General features: G+C 66.4%; 18 protein-coding genes. 8 read left to right on the top strand and 10 right to left on the bottom strand.

The window, feature by feature from the left end; translation table 11 throughout:
• The first annotated feature begins 3 nt into the window (after nucleotides 1-3).
• The 6 genes from ACHMXA_RS34475 (at nucleotide 4) to ACHMXA_RS34450 (ending at nucleotide 4791) form a co-directional block, all read left to right on the top strand.
• Nucleotides 4-996 carry a Bug family tripartite tricarboxylate transporter substrate binding protein gene (locus ACHMXA_RS34475; protein WP_395321963.1) on the top strand — a complete coding sequence of 331 codons (993 nt, stop codon included), beginning with the start codon at nucleotides 4-6 and terminating at the stop codon, nucleotides 994-996.
• A 7-nt stretch (nucleotides 997-1003) separates the two neighbouring features.
• Nucleotides 1004-1576 carry a carboxymuconolactone decarboxylase family protein gene (locus tag ACHMXA_RS34470; protein ID WP_395321962.1) on the top strand — a complete coding sequence of 191 codons (573 nt, stop codon included), beginning with the start codon at nucleotides 1004-1006 and terminating at the stop codon, nucleotides 1574-1576.
• 16 nt (nucleotides 1577-1592) lie between these two features.
• A complete protein-coding gene (locus tag ACHMXA_RS34465) occupies nucleotides 1593-2567 on the top strand; it encodes a Bug family tripartite tricarboxylate transporter substrate binding protein (protein ID WP_395321960.1) in 975 nt (324 codons plus the stop codon).
• Nucleotides 2564-3421, top strand: coding sequence for an SDR family NAD(P)-dependent oxidoreductase (locus ACHMXA_RS34460; protein ID WP_395321958.1), 858 nt, complete (start codon nucleotides 2564-2566; stop codon nucleotides 3419-3421). The genes ACHMXA_RS34465 and ACHMXA_RS34460 overlap by 4 nt, the downstream gene beginning before the upstream one ends.
• A 72-nt stretch (nucleotides 3422-3493) precedes the next feature.
• The gene (locus tag ACHMXA_RS34455; protein WP_176666246.1) at nucleotides 3494-4003 is read left to right on the top strand and encodes a nuclear transport factor 2 family protein; all 510 of its coding nucleotides are present in this window, start codon (nucleotides 3494-3496) and stop codon (nucleotides 4001-4003) included.
• Nucleotides 4000-4791, top strand: coding sequence for an SDR family NAD(P)-dependent oxidoreductase (locus ACHMXA_RS34450; RefSeq protein ID WP_395321955.1), 792 nt, complete (start codon nucleotides 4000-4002; stop codon nucleotides 4789-4791). The genes ACHMXA_RS34455 and ACHMXA_RS34450 overlap by 4 nt, the downstream gene beginning before the upstream one ends.
• 20 nt (nucleotides 4792-4811) lie before the next feature.
• On the opposite strand, the gene ACHMXA_RS34445 is transcribed toward ACHMXA_RS34450, so the two are convergent.
• From ACHMXA_RS34445 to ACHMXA_RS34410, 8 genes are all read right to left on the bottom strand, one after another.
• Nucleotides 4812-6089 (bottom strand): hypothetical protein, encoded by a 1278-nt coding sequence (locus ACHMXA_RS34445; protein ID WP_395321953.1) that lies wholly within the window; start codon nucleotides 6087-6089, stop codon nucleotides 4812-4814.
• 107 nt (nucleotides 6090-6196) lie between these two features.
• Nucleotides 6197-8431 (bottom strand): LamG-like jellyroll fold domain-containing protein, encoded by a 2235-nt coding sequence (locus ACHMXA_RS34440; protein ID WP_395321951.1) that lies wholly within the window; start codon nucleotides 8429-8431, stop codon nucleotides 6197-6199.
• A gap of 608 nt (nucleotides 8432-9039) precedes the next feature.
• Nucleotides 9040-9483: a type II 3-dehydroquinate dehydratase gene (aroQ, locus tag ACHMXA_RS34435; protein ID WP_395321949.1), complete on the bottom strand. Its 444-nt coding sequence runs from the start codon at nucleotides 9481-9483 to the stop codon at nucleotides 9040-9042.
• Between the two features lie 31 nt (nucleotides 9484-9514).
• On the bottom strand, nucleotides 9515-10336 hold the full coding sequence (gene aroE, locus ACHMXA_RS34430; RefSeq protein WP_395321947.1) for a shikimate dehydrogenase: 822 nt from the start codon (nucleotides 10334-10336) through the stop codon (nucleotides 9515-9517).
• 13 nt (nucleotides 10337-10349) lie between these two features.
• A complete protein-coding gene (locus ACHMXA_RS34425; protein ID WP_395321945.1) occupies nucleotides 10350-11579 on the bottom strand; it encodes a CaiB/BaiF CoA transferase family protein in 1230 nt (409 codons plus the stop codon).
• Complete coding sequence (locus tag ACHMXA_RS34420; RefSeq protein WP_176666252.1) at nucleotides 11576-12037, bottom strand: MaoC family dehydratase; 462 nt, start codon at nucleotides 12035-12037, stop codon at nucleotides 11576-11578. The genes ACHMXA_RS34425 and ACHMXA_RS34420 overlap by 4 nt, the downstream gene beginning before the upstream one ends.
• Before the next feature lie 27 nt (nucleotides 12038-12064).
• A complete protein-coding gene (locus ACHMXA_RS34415) occupies nucleotides 12065-12457 on the bottom strand; it encodes a VOC family protein (RefSeq protein ID WP_176666253.1) in 393 nt (130 codons plus the stop codon).
• Complete coding sequence (locus ACHMXA_RS34410) at nucleotides 12454-13383, bottom strand: ketopantoate reductase family protein (RefSeq protein ID WP_395321942.1); 930 nt, start codon at nucleotides 13381-13383, stop codon at nucleotides 12454-12456. Before ACHMXA_RS34410 ends, ACHMXA_RS34415 begins: the two co-directional genes overlap by 4 nt.
• 102 nt (nucleotides 13384-13485) lie before the next feature.
• Here ACHMXA_RS34410 and ACHMXA_RS34405 point away from each other — a divergent pair, with 102 nt between their 5' ends.
• Nucleotides 13486-14442 carry a LysR family transcriptional regulator gene (locus ACHMXA_RS34405; RefSeq protein ID WP_395321941.1) on the top strand — a complete coding sequence of 319 codons (957 nt, stop codon included), beginning with the start codon at nucleotides 13486-13488 and terminating at the stop codon, nucleotides 14440-14442.
• A 157-nt stretch (nucleotides 14443-14599) separates the two neighbouring features.
• Here ACHMXA_RS34405 and ACHMXA_RS34400 read toward each other — a convergent pair whose 3' ends face one another.
• On the bottom strand, nucleotides 14600-15868 hold the full coding sequence (locus ACHMXA_RS34400) for a hypothetical protein (RefSeq protein WP_395321939.1): 1269 nt from the start codon (nucleotides 15866-15868) through the stop codon (nucleotides 14600-14602).
• A gap of 517 nt (nucleotides 15869-16385) precedes the next feature.
• On the opposite strand from ACHMXA_RS34400, the gene ACHMXA_RS34395 reads away from it, so the two are divergent.
• Nucleotides 16386-16808 carry an SRPBCC domain-containing protein gene (locus ACHMXA_RS34395; protein WP_395321938.1) on the top strand — a complete coding sequence of 141 codons (423 nt, stop codon included), beginning with the start codon at nucleotides 16386-16388 and terminating at the stop codon, nucleotides 16806-16808.
• 476 nt (nucleotides 16809-17284) lie between these two features.
• Here the strand turns inward: ACHMXA_RS34395 and ACHMXA_RS34390 are convergent, their stop codons facing one another.
• Nucleotides 17285-17710: a heme-binding protein gene (locus tag ACHMXA_RS34390; protein WP_395321936.1), complete on the bottom strand. Its 426-nt coding sequence runs from the start codon at nucleotides 17708-17710 to the stop codon at nucleotides 17285-17287.
• Nucleotides 17711-17712 lie beyond the last annotated feature (2 nt).

The following is a 17712-nucleotide window of genomic DNA, read 5'->3' as shown; positions in this document are numbered from 1 at the left end:
ACCATGCAGCCGCTGCACAGACGCCGTTTCCTCCAGGCAGCCGCCTGCACGGTCGCGGCGCCGCACCTGGGCGCCGCAATGGCGGCACGCGACGATGCCTACCCCAGCCGGCCGCTGCGCCTGATCGTGGGCTTTCCCGCGGGCGGATCGGCCGACCAGTCCTCGCGCCGCCTTGCGGAACAACTGGGCCGCCAGCTGGGCCAGCCGGTGATCGTCGACAACCGGCCGGGCGCCTCCGGAAACATAGCGGCCGCGGTCGCGGCGCGCAGCGCACCCGATGGCTACACGCTCTTCTACGGCAGCAACGCGACCCACGCGATGAACGTCAGCCTCTATCCGAAGCTGGACTACGACCCGGTGAAGGACTTCGCGCCCATCGCGCTCGAGGGCAAGGTCTACAACGTGCTGTGCGTCAACCCAGCCTTCGAGGCGCGCGACCTCAAGAGCTTTATCGCGATGGCCAGGGCGAAGCCCGAACGGGTTGCCGTCGCCACGCCCGGGAACGCCACCAGCGGACATCTGTCACTGGTGCTGCTCAACCGCGCCGCCAAGGTGCAGCTCGCGCACATTCCGTACAAGGGCAGCGCGCCGGCGCTCACCGATGTGCTTGGCGGACAGGTGCCGGCAATCTTCGACAACGTGGCGGGCAACCTCGCCTATATCCGCAGCGAGAAGATCCGCCCGCTGGCCGTCACCTCGCGCAGCCGGCTGCCGCTCCTGCCGCAGGTGCCGACCTTCGAGGAATTGGGCCTGCCCGATTGCGAGATCGCGGCCTGGGGCGGCCTGTGGGTGCCCAGCGGCACGCCGCCGCCCATCATCGACAGGCTCAACCAGGAAGTGAACCGGGCGCTGCAGACCGCGGCAGTGGCCGATCGCATGCGCGAACTGACGATTGACCCCCAGGGCGGCACGCCCCAGGCGCTCGCCGAGTTCGCGCGCAGTGAAACCCTCCGGTGGCGCGAGGTGATCCGCGCCGCCGCCATCCGACTCGACTGAAAAAACCATGGCTCGCATCCCCTACTTCGACCTCGCCGAGGCGCCCGCGGAACTCCACGCATTGCTGGGCGGGCGCCCACCGCTGAACATCTACCGCATGGTCGCCCACGGCGGCGCCACCGCGCAGGGCTTCCTGGCCCTGGGCTCCAGCATCCTGCGGCACTCCTCGCTGCCGGTGTCGCTGCGCGAGCTGGTGATCCTGCGCGTCGGCGCGCTGTGCGGCTCCAGCTACGAGGTGACCCAGCACCGCCGCGTGGCTGCGCAGGCCGGCGTGCCGGTCACCCAGGTCGAGGCGGTGCTTGACCATCCGCAAGGCGGCGTCCAAAGGGCCCCGTTCAGCGATCTTGAATGCCGCGTGCTCGACTTCACCGATGCCGTGGTGCGCCAGGTCAAGGCGCCACGCGAGATGTTCGATGCGCTGGCCGCCGAGCTGCCGCACCAGCAGCTGATGGAGGTCGTGATGACCATCGGCTACTACATGCTGGTGTGCCGGGTGCTCGAGAACTTCGAGGTCGACCTCGAAGGCAGCGACGTGCTCGCTGGCCACGCCCCATGGGCCGAGATCCTCAGGCAGAACTGATCCAGGAGACACACAGATGAATCTCAACCGCCGGCAATTCGCCGTCGCCACCGGCCTGTTCCCGCTCGCTCCGGTGCTGCGCGCCCAGGAGACCTACCCCAACCGGCCCATCACGCTGGTGGTGCCGTTTTCGGCAGGCAGCGTCGTCGACCTGCAGGCGCGCGTGATCGCGCGCGTGCTTGCCGCCCGCCTGGGGCAGCCCATCGTGATCGACAACAAGGTCGGCGTGAGCGGGTCCATCGGCGCCGAATTGGTCTCGCGCGCAGCGCCAGACGGCTACACGCTGCTGTTGGGCACGCAGGGCACCCAGGGCACCAACATCGCGCTGTACAAGACGATCCGCTACGACCCGGTGAAGGACTTCGTGGCCATCCACGGCCTCTCGGGCAACCCGAACGTGCTGGTGGTGAACCCCAAGCTCGGCGTCGGTTCGGTGAGTGAACTGGTCGAGCTCGCGAAGAAGAATCCGGGCAAGCTCAATTTCGGCTCGGGAGGCAACGGCACCGGCGGGCACCTGTGCCTGGAGCTGCTGCAGACGCGCACCGGCGCGCGCTTCACGCACGTGCCGTACAAGGCGACTTCGGCGGCCCTGGTGGATCTCGTCTCGGGCAACGTCGATGCGATGTTCGACTTCCTCCAGACCGCCGCGCCGCACATCCGAAGCGGCAAGCTGCGCGCGCTGGCGGTCACGCGCGGACAGCGCATGCCCATGCTGCCGGAGGTGCCGACCATGGCGGAGGCCGGCTACCCGGGTGTCGAGTCGCTGACCTGGGGCGGGTTCTTCGCGCCCGCGAAGACGCCGGAGCACATCGTCAAGCGCCTGTCGGTGGAGACATCGGAAGCGCTGCGCTCGCAGGAAGTCAAGAACACGCTCGAATCGGCGGGGGGCTTCATCATCGACATGCCGCATGCGGAGTTCCAGGCCTATGTGGCCAAGGAGGCCGTCAAGTGGACCGACGTCCTGCGCACGGCAGGGGTGACGCTGGAATGAGCGCGTCGTCCATACCGCGCACACTCGCCGCGCCCGCCGTGGCCGCCGTCACCGGTGCCGGCGGCGGCATCGGCCGCGCGCTGGCTCTGGCCTGCGCGGGCGAAGGCATGGCCGTGGCGCTCGCCGACGTCGAGGTGGAGGCGCTCGCAGCCACCGAGGCGCTCGTTCGATCGATGGGCGTGCCCACGCTGGCGCAGCGTTGCGACGTGAGCCGCGCCGCCGATGTCGAAGCCTTCGCGCAGGCCTGCGACGACCGCTTCGGCGGCGTCGACTGGCTCTTCAACAACGCGGGCGTCGCCGTGCTGGGGCCCGCCTGGGCCGCCACCGATGCGGACTGGCAGTGGGTGCTGGGCGTGAACGTGCTGGGCGTCGCCAACGGCGTGCGCAGCTTCGTTCCGCGCATGCGCGCACGCGGCCGGCCCGCCCACGTGATCAACACGGCGTCGGCCGCCGGGCTCGCGACGCTGGCAGGCTCCGCCGTGTACAGCGCGAGCAAGCACGCGGTGGTCGCCTTCTCGGAATGCCTCGCGCACGACCTGGAACAGGCCGGTTCTCCGATCGGCGTGACCGTCGTCTGCCCTTCGCTGCTGCCCACGGGCATCCACGTGTCGCAGCGCAACCGGCCCGACAACCTCGCCGATACCGTCGCACCCGCGGCGGGCTATGACGAAAGGGTGCGCGCAGGCATGGCGGCATCCCCCATCGACGCGACGGACGTGGCCTCGGCCACGCTGGCTGCCGTGCGCGCGGGGCGCTTCTACGTGATCCCGCACGCCCACACGGGCGCTTCGGTCGAGAAGCGCATGCACGCGATCCTCGCCGACTTCGGCAGGGAGCACCCTGACGCGGGGTGAGACGGCGCCCTCTTCCCTCAACACGACGGCCCTGCACTGCCAGGGTCGAGCACTTTTCCAGGAGACTTCGAAATGAACACCGAATCCAGCGACAAGCTCGCACAGGTCGCGCAGCAACTGCAGGCCCTGCAGCGCCGCGTCGACCAACTTGAGAGCGTGGAGGCCATCCGCGCCCTGCGTGCGCACTACCACACGCTGGTCAACGAGGACCAGGGGCCCCGCCTGCATGAGCTCTTTGCGCCCGACGCCAGCATCATCTACAACGGGCGCCCCGAGGTCTTCGGGCGCGAGGCCATCCGCACCTTCTTCGAGAACTTCCCCGTGCAGTACGCGCGACAGTTCATCCACCAACACGAGGTGAGCGTCGACGGCGACACGGGCACCGGCCAGTCCTACCTCGACGGCCGTCCCGTGCACGGCGGCAAGAGCTTCTACGTGGTGGGCCGCTTCGACGACGCCTACGTGCGTATCGACGGCCAGTGGTACTTCAAGAAGGTGGTGCTGACCGTGCACTACATGATCGAGGCGGCAGAGCACTGGGAGACCCTGCTCCCGGTGAAGAAGAAGGCGGAGGCCGCATGAGCATCGCTTCGCTCTTTAACCTCGCCGGGCGCAGCGTGCTGGTCACCGGCGCCGCCAGCGGCCTCGGCCTGGCATACGCGGAAACGATGCTGGAGGCCGGTGCGCGCACGCTCATGACGGACATGGATGCGCAGGCGCTGGACACGGAGGTGCAACGCCTGAAGTCGCGCCACCCACTCGTGGAAGGCGCGACGCTGGACGTCGCCGACGCCGCGGCCGTGAATGCCCTGGTGGACGACGTGGCCGCGCGCCACGGCGCCATCGACTGCGTGTTCGCGAACGCGGGCATCAGCGCAGGACGCGGGTTCGTCGTGGAGGCGGGCCAGCTGGAGAACATCGACCTCGCGCACTGGGACAAGGTCCTGCGCATCAACCTCGACGGCGTGCTGCACACCGTGCGCGCGGCCGCTCGGCACATGAAGCCGCGGCGGGAGGGACGCATCGTCGTGACCACGTCGATCGCGGGTCTGCGCTCGGAGTCGCTCTCGGGCTACGCCTACGTCGCGTCCAAGGCGGCGGCGAACAATCTGGTCCGGCAGGCTGCCATGGAACTGGCGCCACACAACGTGCTGGTGAACGCCATCGCGCCCGGCCCCTTCGCCACGAACATCAACGGTGGGCGCCTGCGCCTTCCGGAATCGGCGGAGCGCATGCGGACCCACATCCCCCTGGGCCGGGTGGCCCAGTGCGATGAGATCAAGGGGCTGGCCCTGCTGCTGGCCTCGCCTGCTTCCAGCTACATGACGGGGGCGGTCATCCCCGTCGATGGCGGTGCCTCGGCGCGATAGCGGTCGAGCGGCAGGAGCAGCTACTTCAACGCGGCGCCGCCTCGCGCGAGGTACTGCGCCGAGAGGCGCGCGAACTGGCCACCGTCCGTGCTGATCGAGGTCTGATGGCTGCCGCCCGCGCTGAAGACGAGCCCGATGGTGTGCATGTCGCCGTATTCCTGGGTGTTGGTCAGCATGTAGTCGACGCGGTTGTCGCGGTAGTGCTGGTCGGTGCCGCCGGGCGTGTCGGAAGGCACGCCCATCGGCGTCTGCCACCACAGGATCGGCAGGCCGTTGCCGAGCGCTGCGCGGTAGTCCGAATACTGCTTCTGGTTGTCGTGGAAGTTCGGGCTGGTCTGGTTGGTTGCGTCCCAGTAGAACGGGGCGCTCCCGTTCTGGCATTCCGCGGGCGGCGATGCCACCTCCCGGCAGCCCGCGTCGCGGTCGCTGGTCTGCGCGACGATGAAGTCTGCCTGGTTCGCACCGGCGGCCCGCATCATCGCGGCGACCTCCACGGGCGTGCCATTCCAGAAGGCGGGCGGAAACCCGATCAGCGTCTTCGGCGCAACCTTGCGGCCCATCTGCACGAAGCATTGGCCGAGGCCCGCGACGGTGTTGGGCAGCGTTGAGCATTCGGGCTGGCCGCTCACGGAGGCGGCCATCTTCGTCAGGTCGCGACCCGGCGCCTGCGACGCGGCGAAGCCCCAGAAGTCCGGTTCCACGTTGACGAGCGCGGGCTTGCCCCATTCCGCGATGCGCTGGTACATCAAGCGGACCTGGCCCCAGTACTTGTTCATGAAGGTCGGATCGTTAATGCTGCTCAGGTTGCCCTCGCCGTTCGCGGTCATCTGGTAGAGCGTGAACATGGGCACCGCACCATAGGCATCTGTAGCCTGCGCGGAGTAGGTGACATAAGCCCCATCGGGACTGTTCCACGTGGGCCACGCGCCCGAGCCGACGCCCACGAGGTAGCGCTCCACGATGTCGGGGTGGATGTCCTGGCTCTTCATGTCATCGATGGAGGTCGCTCCCAGACCGAACAGCACACGGGAAGGTTTGCCGAGCTTGTTGGCCATGGCGACGGTGGCCGGCACGGGCGCGGTGCCGCCGCTCGTGCCGCCAGTGCCGCCCTGGGTGCCGCCGCCGGAGGCGTTGCCGGCCGTTTGGCCTCCGTTGTTCTGGCCGCTGCTGCCCTGGCCCGTTGGGCTGCCGGCCAGCGGAATGCCTGCCCCTCCACCGCCGCCACTTCCTCCGCCACAGCCGAAGAGCAGCAGCGAGGCCATCAGCGCGGAAACGCAACGTCGAGAAAGAATGTCCATGAGAAAAGTCCGAAAGGTCGAAGGAAATAAACACCAGCGCACGCCCCTGCAGGCGCACGCCGGTTGGGGTTCAGGGTTGTTCGGGCAGCGCGGCCGCCCGATGGCGCTCAGCGGGCGAGGTTCGCGATGAAGGCCGCGTCCTGCGCACCGCTGTAGATGCGGAAGTCCTGCATGCGACCCTTGAAGTACGGGTCGCCGCCGTACTCGGAGCGCCCCAGCCAGGTCCGGGTGGTGTTGCCCAGCTGGAAGGGATTGATCCAGATGCCATCCGCGGTGGCGACCTGCGTGCCGTCCACGTAGAGCGTGCCCACGGTGCCTGAGAGCGTGACCGCCACATGCACCCAGCGCCCGGTGGGCAGCACGTCGGTCGTCACGGACTCTTCGTTCCAGAACTGGTTGCGCGAGCCCGAAAAGCGCAGCGTGCCCTTGCCATCGCGAGGAATCAACGAGATGTAGGCCACGTCGTTGGAGCCGAAGTCGAAGATGCGCGTATTGACCGCCGAGGCATCCCAGTAGACCCACACCGCCGCCGTGAAGTCGCCCAGGGCCGACACGGCCCCGTCGGGCAGCTGGACGTGGCCGCTGCGGCCGTCGAGCTGCACGGCGCTTCCGCCGTTGCGTCCTTCGCCCCAGCTCGTGCCGCCCTTCAACTGCGCGTTCAGGCCACGGCCGCTGGCGTCGTTGGCATCGCCGTTGAGCGGCAGGTGCAGCCACAGCTCGCCGGGGACCGCCACGCGCAAAGTATCCGCACCGGTCATCTCGCCGGCATCGGTCACCGCGTCGATGCGGTAGTACCAGGTGCCCTGGTCGGCGTCGTCGGTGTAGGTGCGCGGGTCGGTGACGGGCGCCAGGGTCGTGAACGGACCGTTCGGTGAAGTCGCCCTCTGCACGAGGTACTGGGAGGCACCCGCGGTGCCCCACCACGACAGTTGTACCTCTCCATCGTTCAGGAATGCGCTCAGGCCGCTGGGCTTTGCGGCAGGGACCGGATCGCGCGCGTAGAGCAGCGTGCCGATGCCAGGCTGGTCGCCGCCATCGACGCGCTCCGGACGGAATTTATCGACCATCGCCTTGGTCCAGGGGGCGGAGAGGCCCTTGCGGTTCACGTAGTGGTTGTAGATCAGTTCCCAGCAAGGCCGCCCGCTGCCGGTGCCCGCCGCAGCGGTAGCGGCTCCGTGGACGCCGTTGTAAGGGGCGAACGGCATTGTGTACAGGGCATTGTTGTTGGCATCGGCGAGGTTCGTCTTGGCCACGTACTCCGCACCGGCCAGCAGCCGGTTGTTCCAGTAGCCGTAGAGATCCTCGCCCTGGTTCCACGCCATCTCGCACAGCATGCCGGCCAGCGAGATGCCGAGGGTCGAGTGGCCCTGGTCGCGATGGCTCTCCTGCCATTGCCCCAGATAGCCAGGATGCACGTAGTAGACGTTGTTGGCGCTCGCGCCGCATCCGCGGCCGGCCTTGTAGTAGTTGCTGGCTTCAGCGGTCAGGTCGGGGCGGTCGCAGAACACGCCGATCGCATAGACGGCGCAGATGTTGGCGAGGTCCCAGTTGGCCCAGTAGTGGGTGACCTTTCTTGTCTCGCTGCCGTTGTGGTTGACCAGGAAGTCGTGGGCCTTCGGGTAGAACACTTTCAGCAACATGGCCTGAAAGCGCGCCATGTCTTCCTTCGCCCAGCCGGGGTAGGCCCGCATCAGTTCCGCGGCGTTGGCCCACTGGTTGCCGTACAAGCCCGAGGCGAGGTAGACGTTCGAATTGCCACCCAGCTCGGTCAAGGTCGAGGACCATGCATTGAGGAACTCCACCGCCTTCTTCGCGTAGCTCTCGTCGTTCGAGATCTTCCAGCGCAGTGCGTAATGAAGGGCGCGCACCATGTCGCCAACCATCTGGCCGAAGTTCTGGCCATCGACGCCGCGTATCACCACCGCCAGGGGGCGCGGCTTCGCATCGAGGCCTGTGGTGTTCGCCCTGAGCATCATGTTCAAGCCAGCCACCCAGGGCTCCGCCTTGGCGGCCAGCTTGTCGCGGATGCGCTGCAGGTCGGGGTCGGTGACCAGCAGGCCGGGGTGCGCGATCTTGCGTACTTGGGGCTCGGGGGTGGTCGGCTCGGGCGCCGGGGTGTCAGGGGCAGCGGGTGTATCGGTGCTGGCGGAAGCAACGGGATTGGCACCCGGACTCTGCTGTGTTGGCTGCTGCGCGGTTGCTCCCCCTATCGGCGAAAAACTTCCGCTGCTACCACCCCCGCAAGCGGTCGTGCCGAGGGCGAGTGCGCTCGCGGTGCCGATGAAGAAGGTGCGCCGGTCCAGCAGGGCCGCGTTCTTGTCGTCGTCCGAGGAATGTGTCATTTCCGCAAATATGTAAACAAATGAATCTGCAAGCTGCATGCCATTCACTTCGATCGCTCGATGAAATGAAATCGGTAAAACCGATGGATGCATTGCGCGTGTCGAGAGGGACACGCAGCGGCAGAAAGTGACATTCGTTGTCACATGAGAAGCCGGCGACGCGACATTGAATGTCACTGCCCCTGCCATGTCCGCACGGGTTCGACCGGCACGACAGGGCAAGGCTTAGGAGTGTGACCTGTACAGAGGCCGCAGCGAGCGCTGGATTGCCTCTGAAAATGAGCGACTGAATTTCATTTTCGGAATGACCGGAAGCACTGCAACTTGCTTGCGTTCATTCCATCTCGAAGGCGCAGTGATGCCGATGCTTTCGCTGAACGCGACATCGTCTTCTTGCGATCGGCGTTGCAGCACCGACGCTCGCCATGACATCGAAGGCGGGCGTGCGACGATCAGCGACACCGCGCTTTCTTGCCCCTCCGGGTCGATGCCGGCCCCGGCTCCTCGACCGTCCGCCTCATGTTCCTCAAGCGGCGCGGATATCGCGCTGCGAACCCGCTACGACGTCGCCCTGCTTCTCCGGGCGGGCTCGCGCAACGTGCTTCTGCTTAGAGAGCGCTTCGCACTGCCGACACGGCGGCACGCAAGGCGAGCAGGTAGCTGTCCAGGCCGAAGCCGCAGATCTGGCCCTTCACGATGTCCGCGAACACCGAGTGATGCCGGAATTCCTCGCGCGCATGGATGTTGGACATGTGCAGTTCGACCACCGGTACCGTGAGGATCGCCAGCGCATCGCGGATGCCGTAGCTGTAGTGCGTCCATGCGCCTGCGTTGATCAGGACCGCGTCGACGCCGTCGGCGAAGCCCTGGTGGATGCGCTCGCAAATGGCGCTTTCGCTGTTGGTCTGGAAGCTCTCGACCTCGGTGCCCAGCTCCTTGCCGAGCGCCTGCAGCTTCGCGTCGATCTCGGCGAGCGTCGTGGTGCCGTACTGCTTCGGATCGCGCTTGCCGAACATGTTGTGGTTGATGCCGTGGAGCATGAGGATCTTCATGGGGTCTTTCCTTCTTGCAGCTGTAGCGGCCTCAGGCCAGCGGGACGGTCATGCGCTCGATGACCGGGCGGGTGTCGGGCCGCACGCCGCGCCACCACAGGAAGGCTTCCGCCGCCTGCTCGACCAGCATGCCCACGCCGTCGGCGAGCTTGGGCACGCCGGCGTTCTGCGCAAGCCGCAGGAAGGGCGTCAGGCCCTTTCCGTACGCCAGTTCGTAGGCCAGCCCTGCGTTCTGGAAGGTCTCCGCCGGCACCGGTGGCAACTCGGCCTTGAGGCTGGCCGAGGTGCCGTTGATGACGATGTCGAAACGCTCCCCGGCCAGGTCCGCGTAGGCGCAGGCGTGCACGGGGCCGTGCACCGCGAACTGCGCAGCGAGGTCGACCGCCTTCGACAGGGTCCTGTTCGCGAGCACCAGTTCGGCCGGCTGTTGCGCGAGAAAGGGCAACAAGGCTCCGCGCACCGCACCGCCCGAACCGAGCACCAGCATGCGCGCGCCCTTGAGGGCGAAACCCAGGTTGCTCTGGATGTCCCTGGTCAGCCCCACGCCGTCGAAGTTGTCGGCAATGATGCGGTCGCCTTCGAATTTGAGCGCATTGGTGGCACCGGCCAGCTCGGCACGCTCCAGCCGCTCGGTCGCCAGGGCCAGCGCCTGCAGCTTGAATGGCGCCGTCACGTTCAGGCCGAGCCCGCCCGCCTTGCGAAACGCGTGCACGTCGTCCGCGAAGCGCTCGAGCGAGCCTTCGATGGCGCCGTATTCGATGTCCTGGCCGGTCGCCTGCGCGAAGCTGCCGTGGATCAGCGGCGACTTGGTGTGGCCGATGGGATTGCCGATGACGGCGTAGCGGTCGGTCATGCTGCCCTCCTCCTCATGCGCTGTAGAGGACGCCGTCGGCCTGCATCTCGGCGATCTGGGCGGCGTCGTAGCCCAGGCTCGCGGCGATCTCGGCGTTGTGCTCGCCGAGCTCCGGCGCCACCTGCGTGATGGAGGTGTCGCTGCCCGACATGCGGAAGGGCAGGTTGGGCAGGCGGATCTTGCCCAGCACCGGGTGCTCCTGTTCCACCACCATGCCGCGCGCCTGGATCTGCGGGTCGGCCAGCACTTCGTCGATGCGCTGCACCTTGGCGCAGGGCACGTCGATGCCGTCGAGCATCTTCAGGATCTCGGCCACGGGGCGCTGCGCCACCCACGGGCGGACCACTTCGAGGATTTCCAGACGGTTTGCGTTGCGCCCGGCCGCGCCGTGCAGGCGCGTGTCGCCTCCGAAGCCCGCAGGTCCGCCGTTCTGTTCGACGAGCGCGGCGAAGCGCTTCCATGCGTCGTCGACCTGCGCGGCGATGACCAGGTCGCCGTCCTGCGCGCGGAACACGCCGTACAGGGTCGAATTGGGCATGTCGTGGCCGGTCTGCACCGGTACCTCCTTGCCGCCCGACAGCGTGTAGCACTGCACCGCGTATTCGTGCATCGACACCAGCGTGTCGTACAGCGCCATGTCGATGTGCTGTCCGCGGCCCGACCTCACGCGGCCCAGCAGCGCGGCGTTGATCGCCGCCACGGCGTGGATGCCGGTGTACATGTCGCCGAGCGAGATGCGCAGCAGCGGTGGCGCCTCGCCGGGGTTGCCGACCATCTGCATGATGCCGCTCTTGGCTTCCGCAATCAGGCCGAAGCCGGCGCGGTGCGAGTCCGGTCCGGTATGGCCGTATGCGGAGATCGAGCAGTAGACAAGGCCCGGGTTGGTCTCGGCCAGCTCCGCGTAGCCCAGGCCCAGTTTTTCGAGCGCACCGGGGCGGTAGTTCTCGACGAACACGTCGGCGCTGTCGACCAGCTTCTTCATCAGGGCGCGGCCGCGCGGGTCCTTGGTGTTGACCGACAGGCCCTTCTTTCCCATGTTCTGCTGCAGGAAGTAGCCGCTGTGGTCGCCGACGAACCAGGCGTGCTGGCGGCCGGCATCGCCGGTGCCCGGGCGCTCCACCTTGATGACCTCGGCACCCAGCGCCGCCAGGCAGCGGCCCACGTAGGGACCGGCGAGGAAGTGGCTGTAGTCGATGACGCGGATTCCCGCCAGCGGCAAGGCCTGCCGTGCTGCCGCGTTCATGCCGGCCTCCTGGGCACCATCACGCGATGCTCGCCCTTCTGCACCACCTCGTCGCGCTGGTTGATCAACTCGGACGGCAGCACCAGGATGCCCCAGCCGGGCTTGCTCTTCGATTCGCGCTTGGTCTCGACACGGAATCTCACCCGCACCGTGTCGCCGAGCTTGATGGGCGCGACGAAGCTCCATTCCCACCCCAGCGACATGCCGGGCATGAAGCGCATGTCGCTCCTGGTCTTCAGGCCGTCTGCGATCGAGAGGCCGAACAAGCCATGGGCCACACGGGTGCCGAAAGGCGTGGTGCGCGCGTAGGCCTCGTCGGTGTGCACGGGCGTGTGGTCGCCCGTGAGGTCGGCGTAGGCCATCACGCGGGCTTCCGTCACTTCGTACGGTGGGCTGATGCATTCCTCGCCGACGACGGCGTCGTCCCAGTACTTGTCTTCGATGGTGAGTGTGTTCATGGTGTGCGTCTCCGGTTCGAACAGGGGTCAGGCGCGTGGATCGATCGCCAGCGCCTTGGCAACGGCGCCGGGGCTGGCCTGGATGAATTCGACGGCCAGGCCATCGGGCAGGCGCAGCCAGTTGCGGCCCTGCGGCATCTCGGTGACGCCGAAGGCGTTGGCGGCGGCCAGCGCGGCCTCGAGGTCTTCGCACATCACGCCCAGGTGGCCCAGCCGCCCTTCGGGGCCGTCGTAGTCGGGCTTGGCCATGAACTGCATGCCCCCGAGCGTCCAGTACTGGATGGGCTCCTCGACGGTGCCCTGCACCTCCCGCATGGTCATGCCGCACACGTCGTGGAAGAACTTGATGTGCCAATGGATGTCGCGCACCCAGATGGCGACGTGCTCGACATAGGCTTTGGGTATGGCCTGGGTGGTCATTTCGCCTCCATGCGGCGTTCGATGCCCTTGACCGCGGCGACCAGCGTCTGGTTGACCGGCGTCGGTATGTCGTATTTGCGGCCCACGCGCACCACTGCGCCGTTGATGAAGTCGATCTCGGTGATCGAACCCTTCTCCAGGCTCTGCAGCATCGAAGTCTTGAATTCGTAGGGCAGACCCTCTGCAGCCATCAGCCAGGCGTCGCGCGGCACCTTGATCGACAGCTTCACCCCGCTGGCCTCGGCAACCGTCATTGCTTCCGCGACCGCGGCGATGGCCGTGGCTTCGATCTCCGGCACCGCGTAGAGGCTTCCGTAGACCTGGCCGGTGATGCCGCTGAGCGCACCGGTCGCGACGTTGATCAGAAGCTTGTCCCACATCGCGCCGAGGATGTTGCCGCTGACCTCGCAAGGCAGCTCGGCACGCTCGAACTCGGCGGCGATCGCCTTGGCGCGCTCGCTGATGCGGCCATTGATCTCGCCGATCACCGTGCGCTTGCCCTGCGTGCCGGCAATGACATGACCTGGAGCGAGCATCACCCCGCCGACGTAGGTCTTGCCCGCCAGCACATGCCCTGCACCCACCACTTCCGAGAGGATTTCTTCATGGCCCATGCCGTTCTGCAGCGACATCACGGCTGTCTCGGGCCCTACGATGTTTCGCGCGCCTTCGATGGCTGCGCGCGTGTGGAAGGACTTGACCAGCACGATGAGGAGGTCCGGGGCTTCGAGCTTCGTGCTGTCGAGTGCCGCGCGGACCCGGACGACACGCTCCGATTCACCGACCTTCATGCGCAGGCCGTCGCGGTTGATCGCGTCGACGTGGGCCTGGAAAGGATCGATCAATGTGACGTCGGACCCGGCTGCAGCGAGGGTTCCACCGATGGCGCAACCCAATGCGCCGGCGCCGAGAAAGTAGATTTTCATGTGAGCCTTCGTTCGGAATGACCTGACGATAGGTTCCTGTTCCCATGTTGCCCATAGCATGGGTTGAATGATCTACATTTCGTATTGAAATGGAGGTGCCGCTTGGACCACGACGACGACATCGAAGACGACGCGTCCCTTCTCAGCATCAGGCTGCTGCGCCTGTTCGACCTGCTCTACAGCACGAACAGCGTCACGCGGGCCGGAGAGGCGATGGGCCAGAGCCAGCCGACCGTGAGCAACTGGCTCGCCAAGCTGCGCCGGCAGCTGGGCGACGATCTTTTCGTCCGCACCACCACCGGCATGCAGCCCACGCCGCGCGCGCAGGAACTGATCGTGCCCGTGAGAGAAGCCCTGGCCGCGCTGCGCCGCGTGGCCGCGCCCGCCGAAGCCTTCGATCCGTCGGTCGCGACGCGCCGCTTTCGCATCTGCATGACCGATGCCAGCCACATCACCCTGCTGCCACGCTTGCTGGCGCATGTGCGGGCGGTCGCACCCGGCGTTCGCCTGGAGGCCGCGCGGATCGACGACCAAACCGCCCAGGCGTTGCAGTCCGGCGAGGCGGACCTCGCGATCGGCCTGGTGCCCCAGCTCGAGTCGGGCTTCTACCAGCAGGTCCTTTATCCCCAGGACTGGGTGTGCCTCGTGAACGCACGCCATCCGCGCATCGGCGCCAGGGGATTGGGCCTGCGCGAGTACAAGGCCGAGGCCCATGTCGGCATCGTCGGGGGCACTGGCGTCTTGCTGCTGGAGGCGGCACTGCAGCGGCAGAAGGTCGAGCGCCGTGTATTGCTGGAGCTGCCGGGGTTCCTTGGCCTTGCGGCCGTCGTGTCCACGACCGACCTGATCGCGACCGTGCCGCGCCATATCGGCGAGACCCTCGCCGGTTCAAGCGCAAGCGCCTTGAAGGTCCACGGTTGCCCGGTGCCGGTACCGCCGTTCACCGTCAAGCAGCACTGGCACGCGCGCTATCACCAGGACCCGGCCAGTCGCTGGCTGCGCGCCTTGTGCGAAGAGCTGTTCGCAGCCAAGCCCTCCAAGGCCAGGTCGCGAAACTAGCTGCCCGAACGGCATGCGCGTGGACCTCCGCCGGCACGGTGCGTCGACGCGGCGATTCGGCAGGGCGCTCACTCCATGCTTTTCTCGAGTGCTGAAACCGTCTTGAAGCGCAGAACCTCGGCCGGGCCCCGGTCGACTTCGCAGACTGCAGCGAGACTCAACCTGCGGGGACGAAGCCTTTCATCTGCTGGAACACTTCCTGGTGACCGAACGTTCCCTGCGAAAGTTTGAAGTACCGAAGGATGATGCGCTCGATCACACAGGCGGCGTTGTTGTATGTCTCGGGACTGGGATGCCCCGCCTGCCACCCCTTGTCGGAGAAGAGGCGCATCAGGTCGTCGAGCGTGCAGGGCCTTCCATCAAGGCTGAGCGGCGTGTTTTTTTCTTCGGCGAAGATCCGCTTCAGCGTTTCCACGCGAGCCTGGTTCCAGTACAGATTCTTCGGATCGTTCGGCCCCTGCAATGCCTTCTTGACGATGCGGTCCCGGCGCAGCGTCTTGTTGTCGTCGTCCTTGATCAGGTCCATCTCGAAAGTCGCGAGCATGTCCTCGCCGCCCGCGACCATGAATGCCGGGTAGAGCCCGTCGTCCGTCTTCTGGTAGTTCTTCGCGAGATAGGGATGAGAGGTGGTTTGCGGACGCTTGCGAAACGGTGCCTGAATGGAAACGAATTGCTGGGTCGGCGACGCAAGGTCCTTCGGTTCGGGAGGAGGTACCTTGGCGAACGGCTTCGGCACGGGCTGCCTCGTCGGATAGCCGACCCCGATCCCAACGATGGGCTTGGCGAGCTGCTTGTGCAGAGCCACGACATTTCTCTTCACGCTTGGGCTCGTGTGCCGAGTTCCTTCTGTCTGCACCACATCCTGGTCCATCAGCAGAATGCGCTGCGGCCGGTAGGGCAAGGAATCCGCGAAGGCCAGCGCCGCGGCGCGGGCAGCGCCGAAACCCGTCATCTTCCCTCCGTCCCAACCGATCAGATGCACGTTCCGGAAGCGCCTCATGATGCTGGACAGCGCGCTCTGATAGGGCCTGAAATCGAGCGTATGAACCAGGATATAGAGCGGTTCGTTGCGAAGGTTCATCGGATGCCACGCGAGGCTGTAGTCTTCGTCCAGTTCGCGGGCGAGCTTCAGGGCGCTCCCGCCGCTGATGACGAAGACGGGCACGTTGGCAGAGCGCAGATGCGGCTCATGCGCAGGCCCCGCGCGAAGGAAGGAGAACCAGCCGGTGCCCTCCAGATTGGGGTTGTCGTTCTGTGTCGCGAGCAACCGGCAGATGTCGACGCGCCTTTCCAGCACCTTCTTCATGCTCTGTATCGCTGCGACGCTCTGGAGCTTCTCGACGATCACGGGCGCGTACTTGCACTCCGGACGCGTCCCAAGATCGACCCATCTGGGATTGATCGTGATCTCGATAGGGTCAGACATGTTTGCATCCTTTATCTCGATTGGCGCGGCGGCCGGAGTCATCAGCGCGTCGGCGAGGGCCCGTTCAGCACAGGCGAGGCACTTGCCATTGCAGCCTGCGCCAAGCTGGCGGTATGTCCACCGCGCGTGCGTGCGGTTGCGGCCAGTTGAGCCACTGAACTCTCACGTGACGAGCAATGTGTGGAAAGACGACTGAACGCCCTGCCCGGTTCTGCGGAAGAGCGCTCAGATGCCACCACGCAGTGGCCACTGCTGCCTGGCGACAGATCATTTCGCTCCAGCCAAGGCATTGACCATCCCGCGAATATAGGAGGGGGTTGAACTCCTTAATACCCATTTATTAATCTTCGGCACAACGGCGGGGAAGGTCCGATCGACTCGCGATCCCGGGCCCGCCACGCGCGTGCTGCCCATGAGACCAGGCCTGCCGTGCAGCAGATCGACGACTTGCTCCACAGAACGTCGCCCTGCATGATTGGCGGTCTAGTTCGCACCTTCCCCAAGGCGCACCGGACGCATGCCCTTTCAAACAGTCCAGCAATCCATCCGCATTGCGGCCGACCCTCAACAGGTATGGGCCGCGCTCACGGATCCAGATGCCGGGGAGAAATGGCGCAACGCGTATTTCAAGACGGACTGGCAGCCTGGGAGTGCCATCGAAATCGAAGCGATCATCGGAACGGCGCGCTACCGGGACAAGGGGCAAGTGGTCCAGTCCGAGCCGCCTTCGCTGCTTCGATACACCTATTGGTCCCGGGTGTCCGGTCTGGCGGATGCGCCAGAGTCGTACTCGTCGATCACGATGGCGCTCGAGGCCGAGGGCGTAGAGACGGTCCTGACGGTCCGCAGCAGGTGCCGCCCTCGCCCGTACGTCGTGGAAAGGGCTGGGAGATCGGGGAGGATTCAGGCTGGCACCACATCGCGTTCTACTGGCGCGTGACGCTCCCGATCCTGAAGAGGGCTGTGGAGGAGCTCCACAGAGACTGAAAGCGCGGCGGATTGTCCCGATGCCGACCCCGACGCAAGCGCTCAGCGTCCCCTGAACCACGCGCTGGCCAGCTGCGACATTGCGGTCGCGGTCAATGCGCGAGCACCTACGCGCATGGCGGATACGTCGACCTGGAACAGCGGACGGTGATTTACAGGTCCGTCCTTGCCGCCGAACGGCGAGGCATTCAGCATCCAGAACACGACCGAGACCCGGAGCGCCCGGCATTGCCCATCGGCCCCAGGAGCGCGTCAGCAGCTCGTCCATGGCTTCGGCGATCTGTTGACCATGTTCGAGTGCAACCGACACCGTATCCAGCGGACGCAGGACGACATCCTCCCCTTCAACTCTGAAGATGGGATTCATCCGAGTTCCGGCAACAGGGGCTTCGCCTGGCAATGCGCTGCCATGACAGCCTCACTCGGCACTCAGCCGTGGTCGAGCCCGGCAGCCTCTACACCCGCGATGCAGATCAACTCGTCCTCGTCGCCCGTTCCGCCGCTGGCACCGACCGCGCCGATCACGTTGCCGCCTGCGTCCTTAATCACCACAGCACCGGTCTGCGGCAGGAATCGGCCTTGCGCGGTAGCCGAAAGCGACACGAAGAAGTTCGGGTTGTCCCTGGCGCGCTCGGCCAGCGTGCGGCTTGAAGCGCCCATGCCGACAGCACCCCACGCCTTCGCGCGGGCTACATCGAAGCGAAACATGCTCGCGCCGTCCTCGCTCGCGAAGGCCTTGAGATTGCCTGCTGCGTCGAGCACTGCGATGCCCATCGGCTTGAAACCGGAGGCTTTGGATCTGGCCAGGGCGGCAGCGATGATGGCGTTGGCTTGATCGAGTGTCAGGGTGGTCATGG

It is taken from the genome of Variovorax sp. UC74_104, from assembly GCF_044055375.1.
Classification (GTDB): Bacteria; Pseudomonadota; Gammaproteobacteria; order Burkholderiales; family Burkholderiaceae_C; genus Variovorax.
This window is presented reverse-complemented; position numbering and strand designations above follow the sequence as displayed.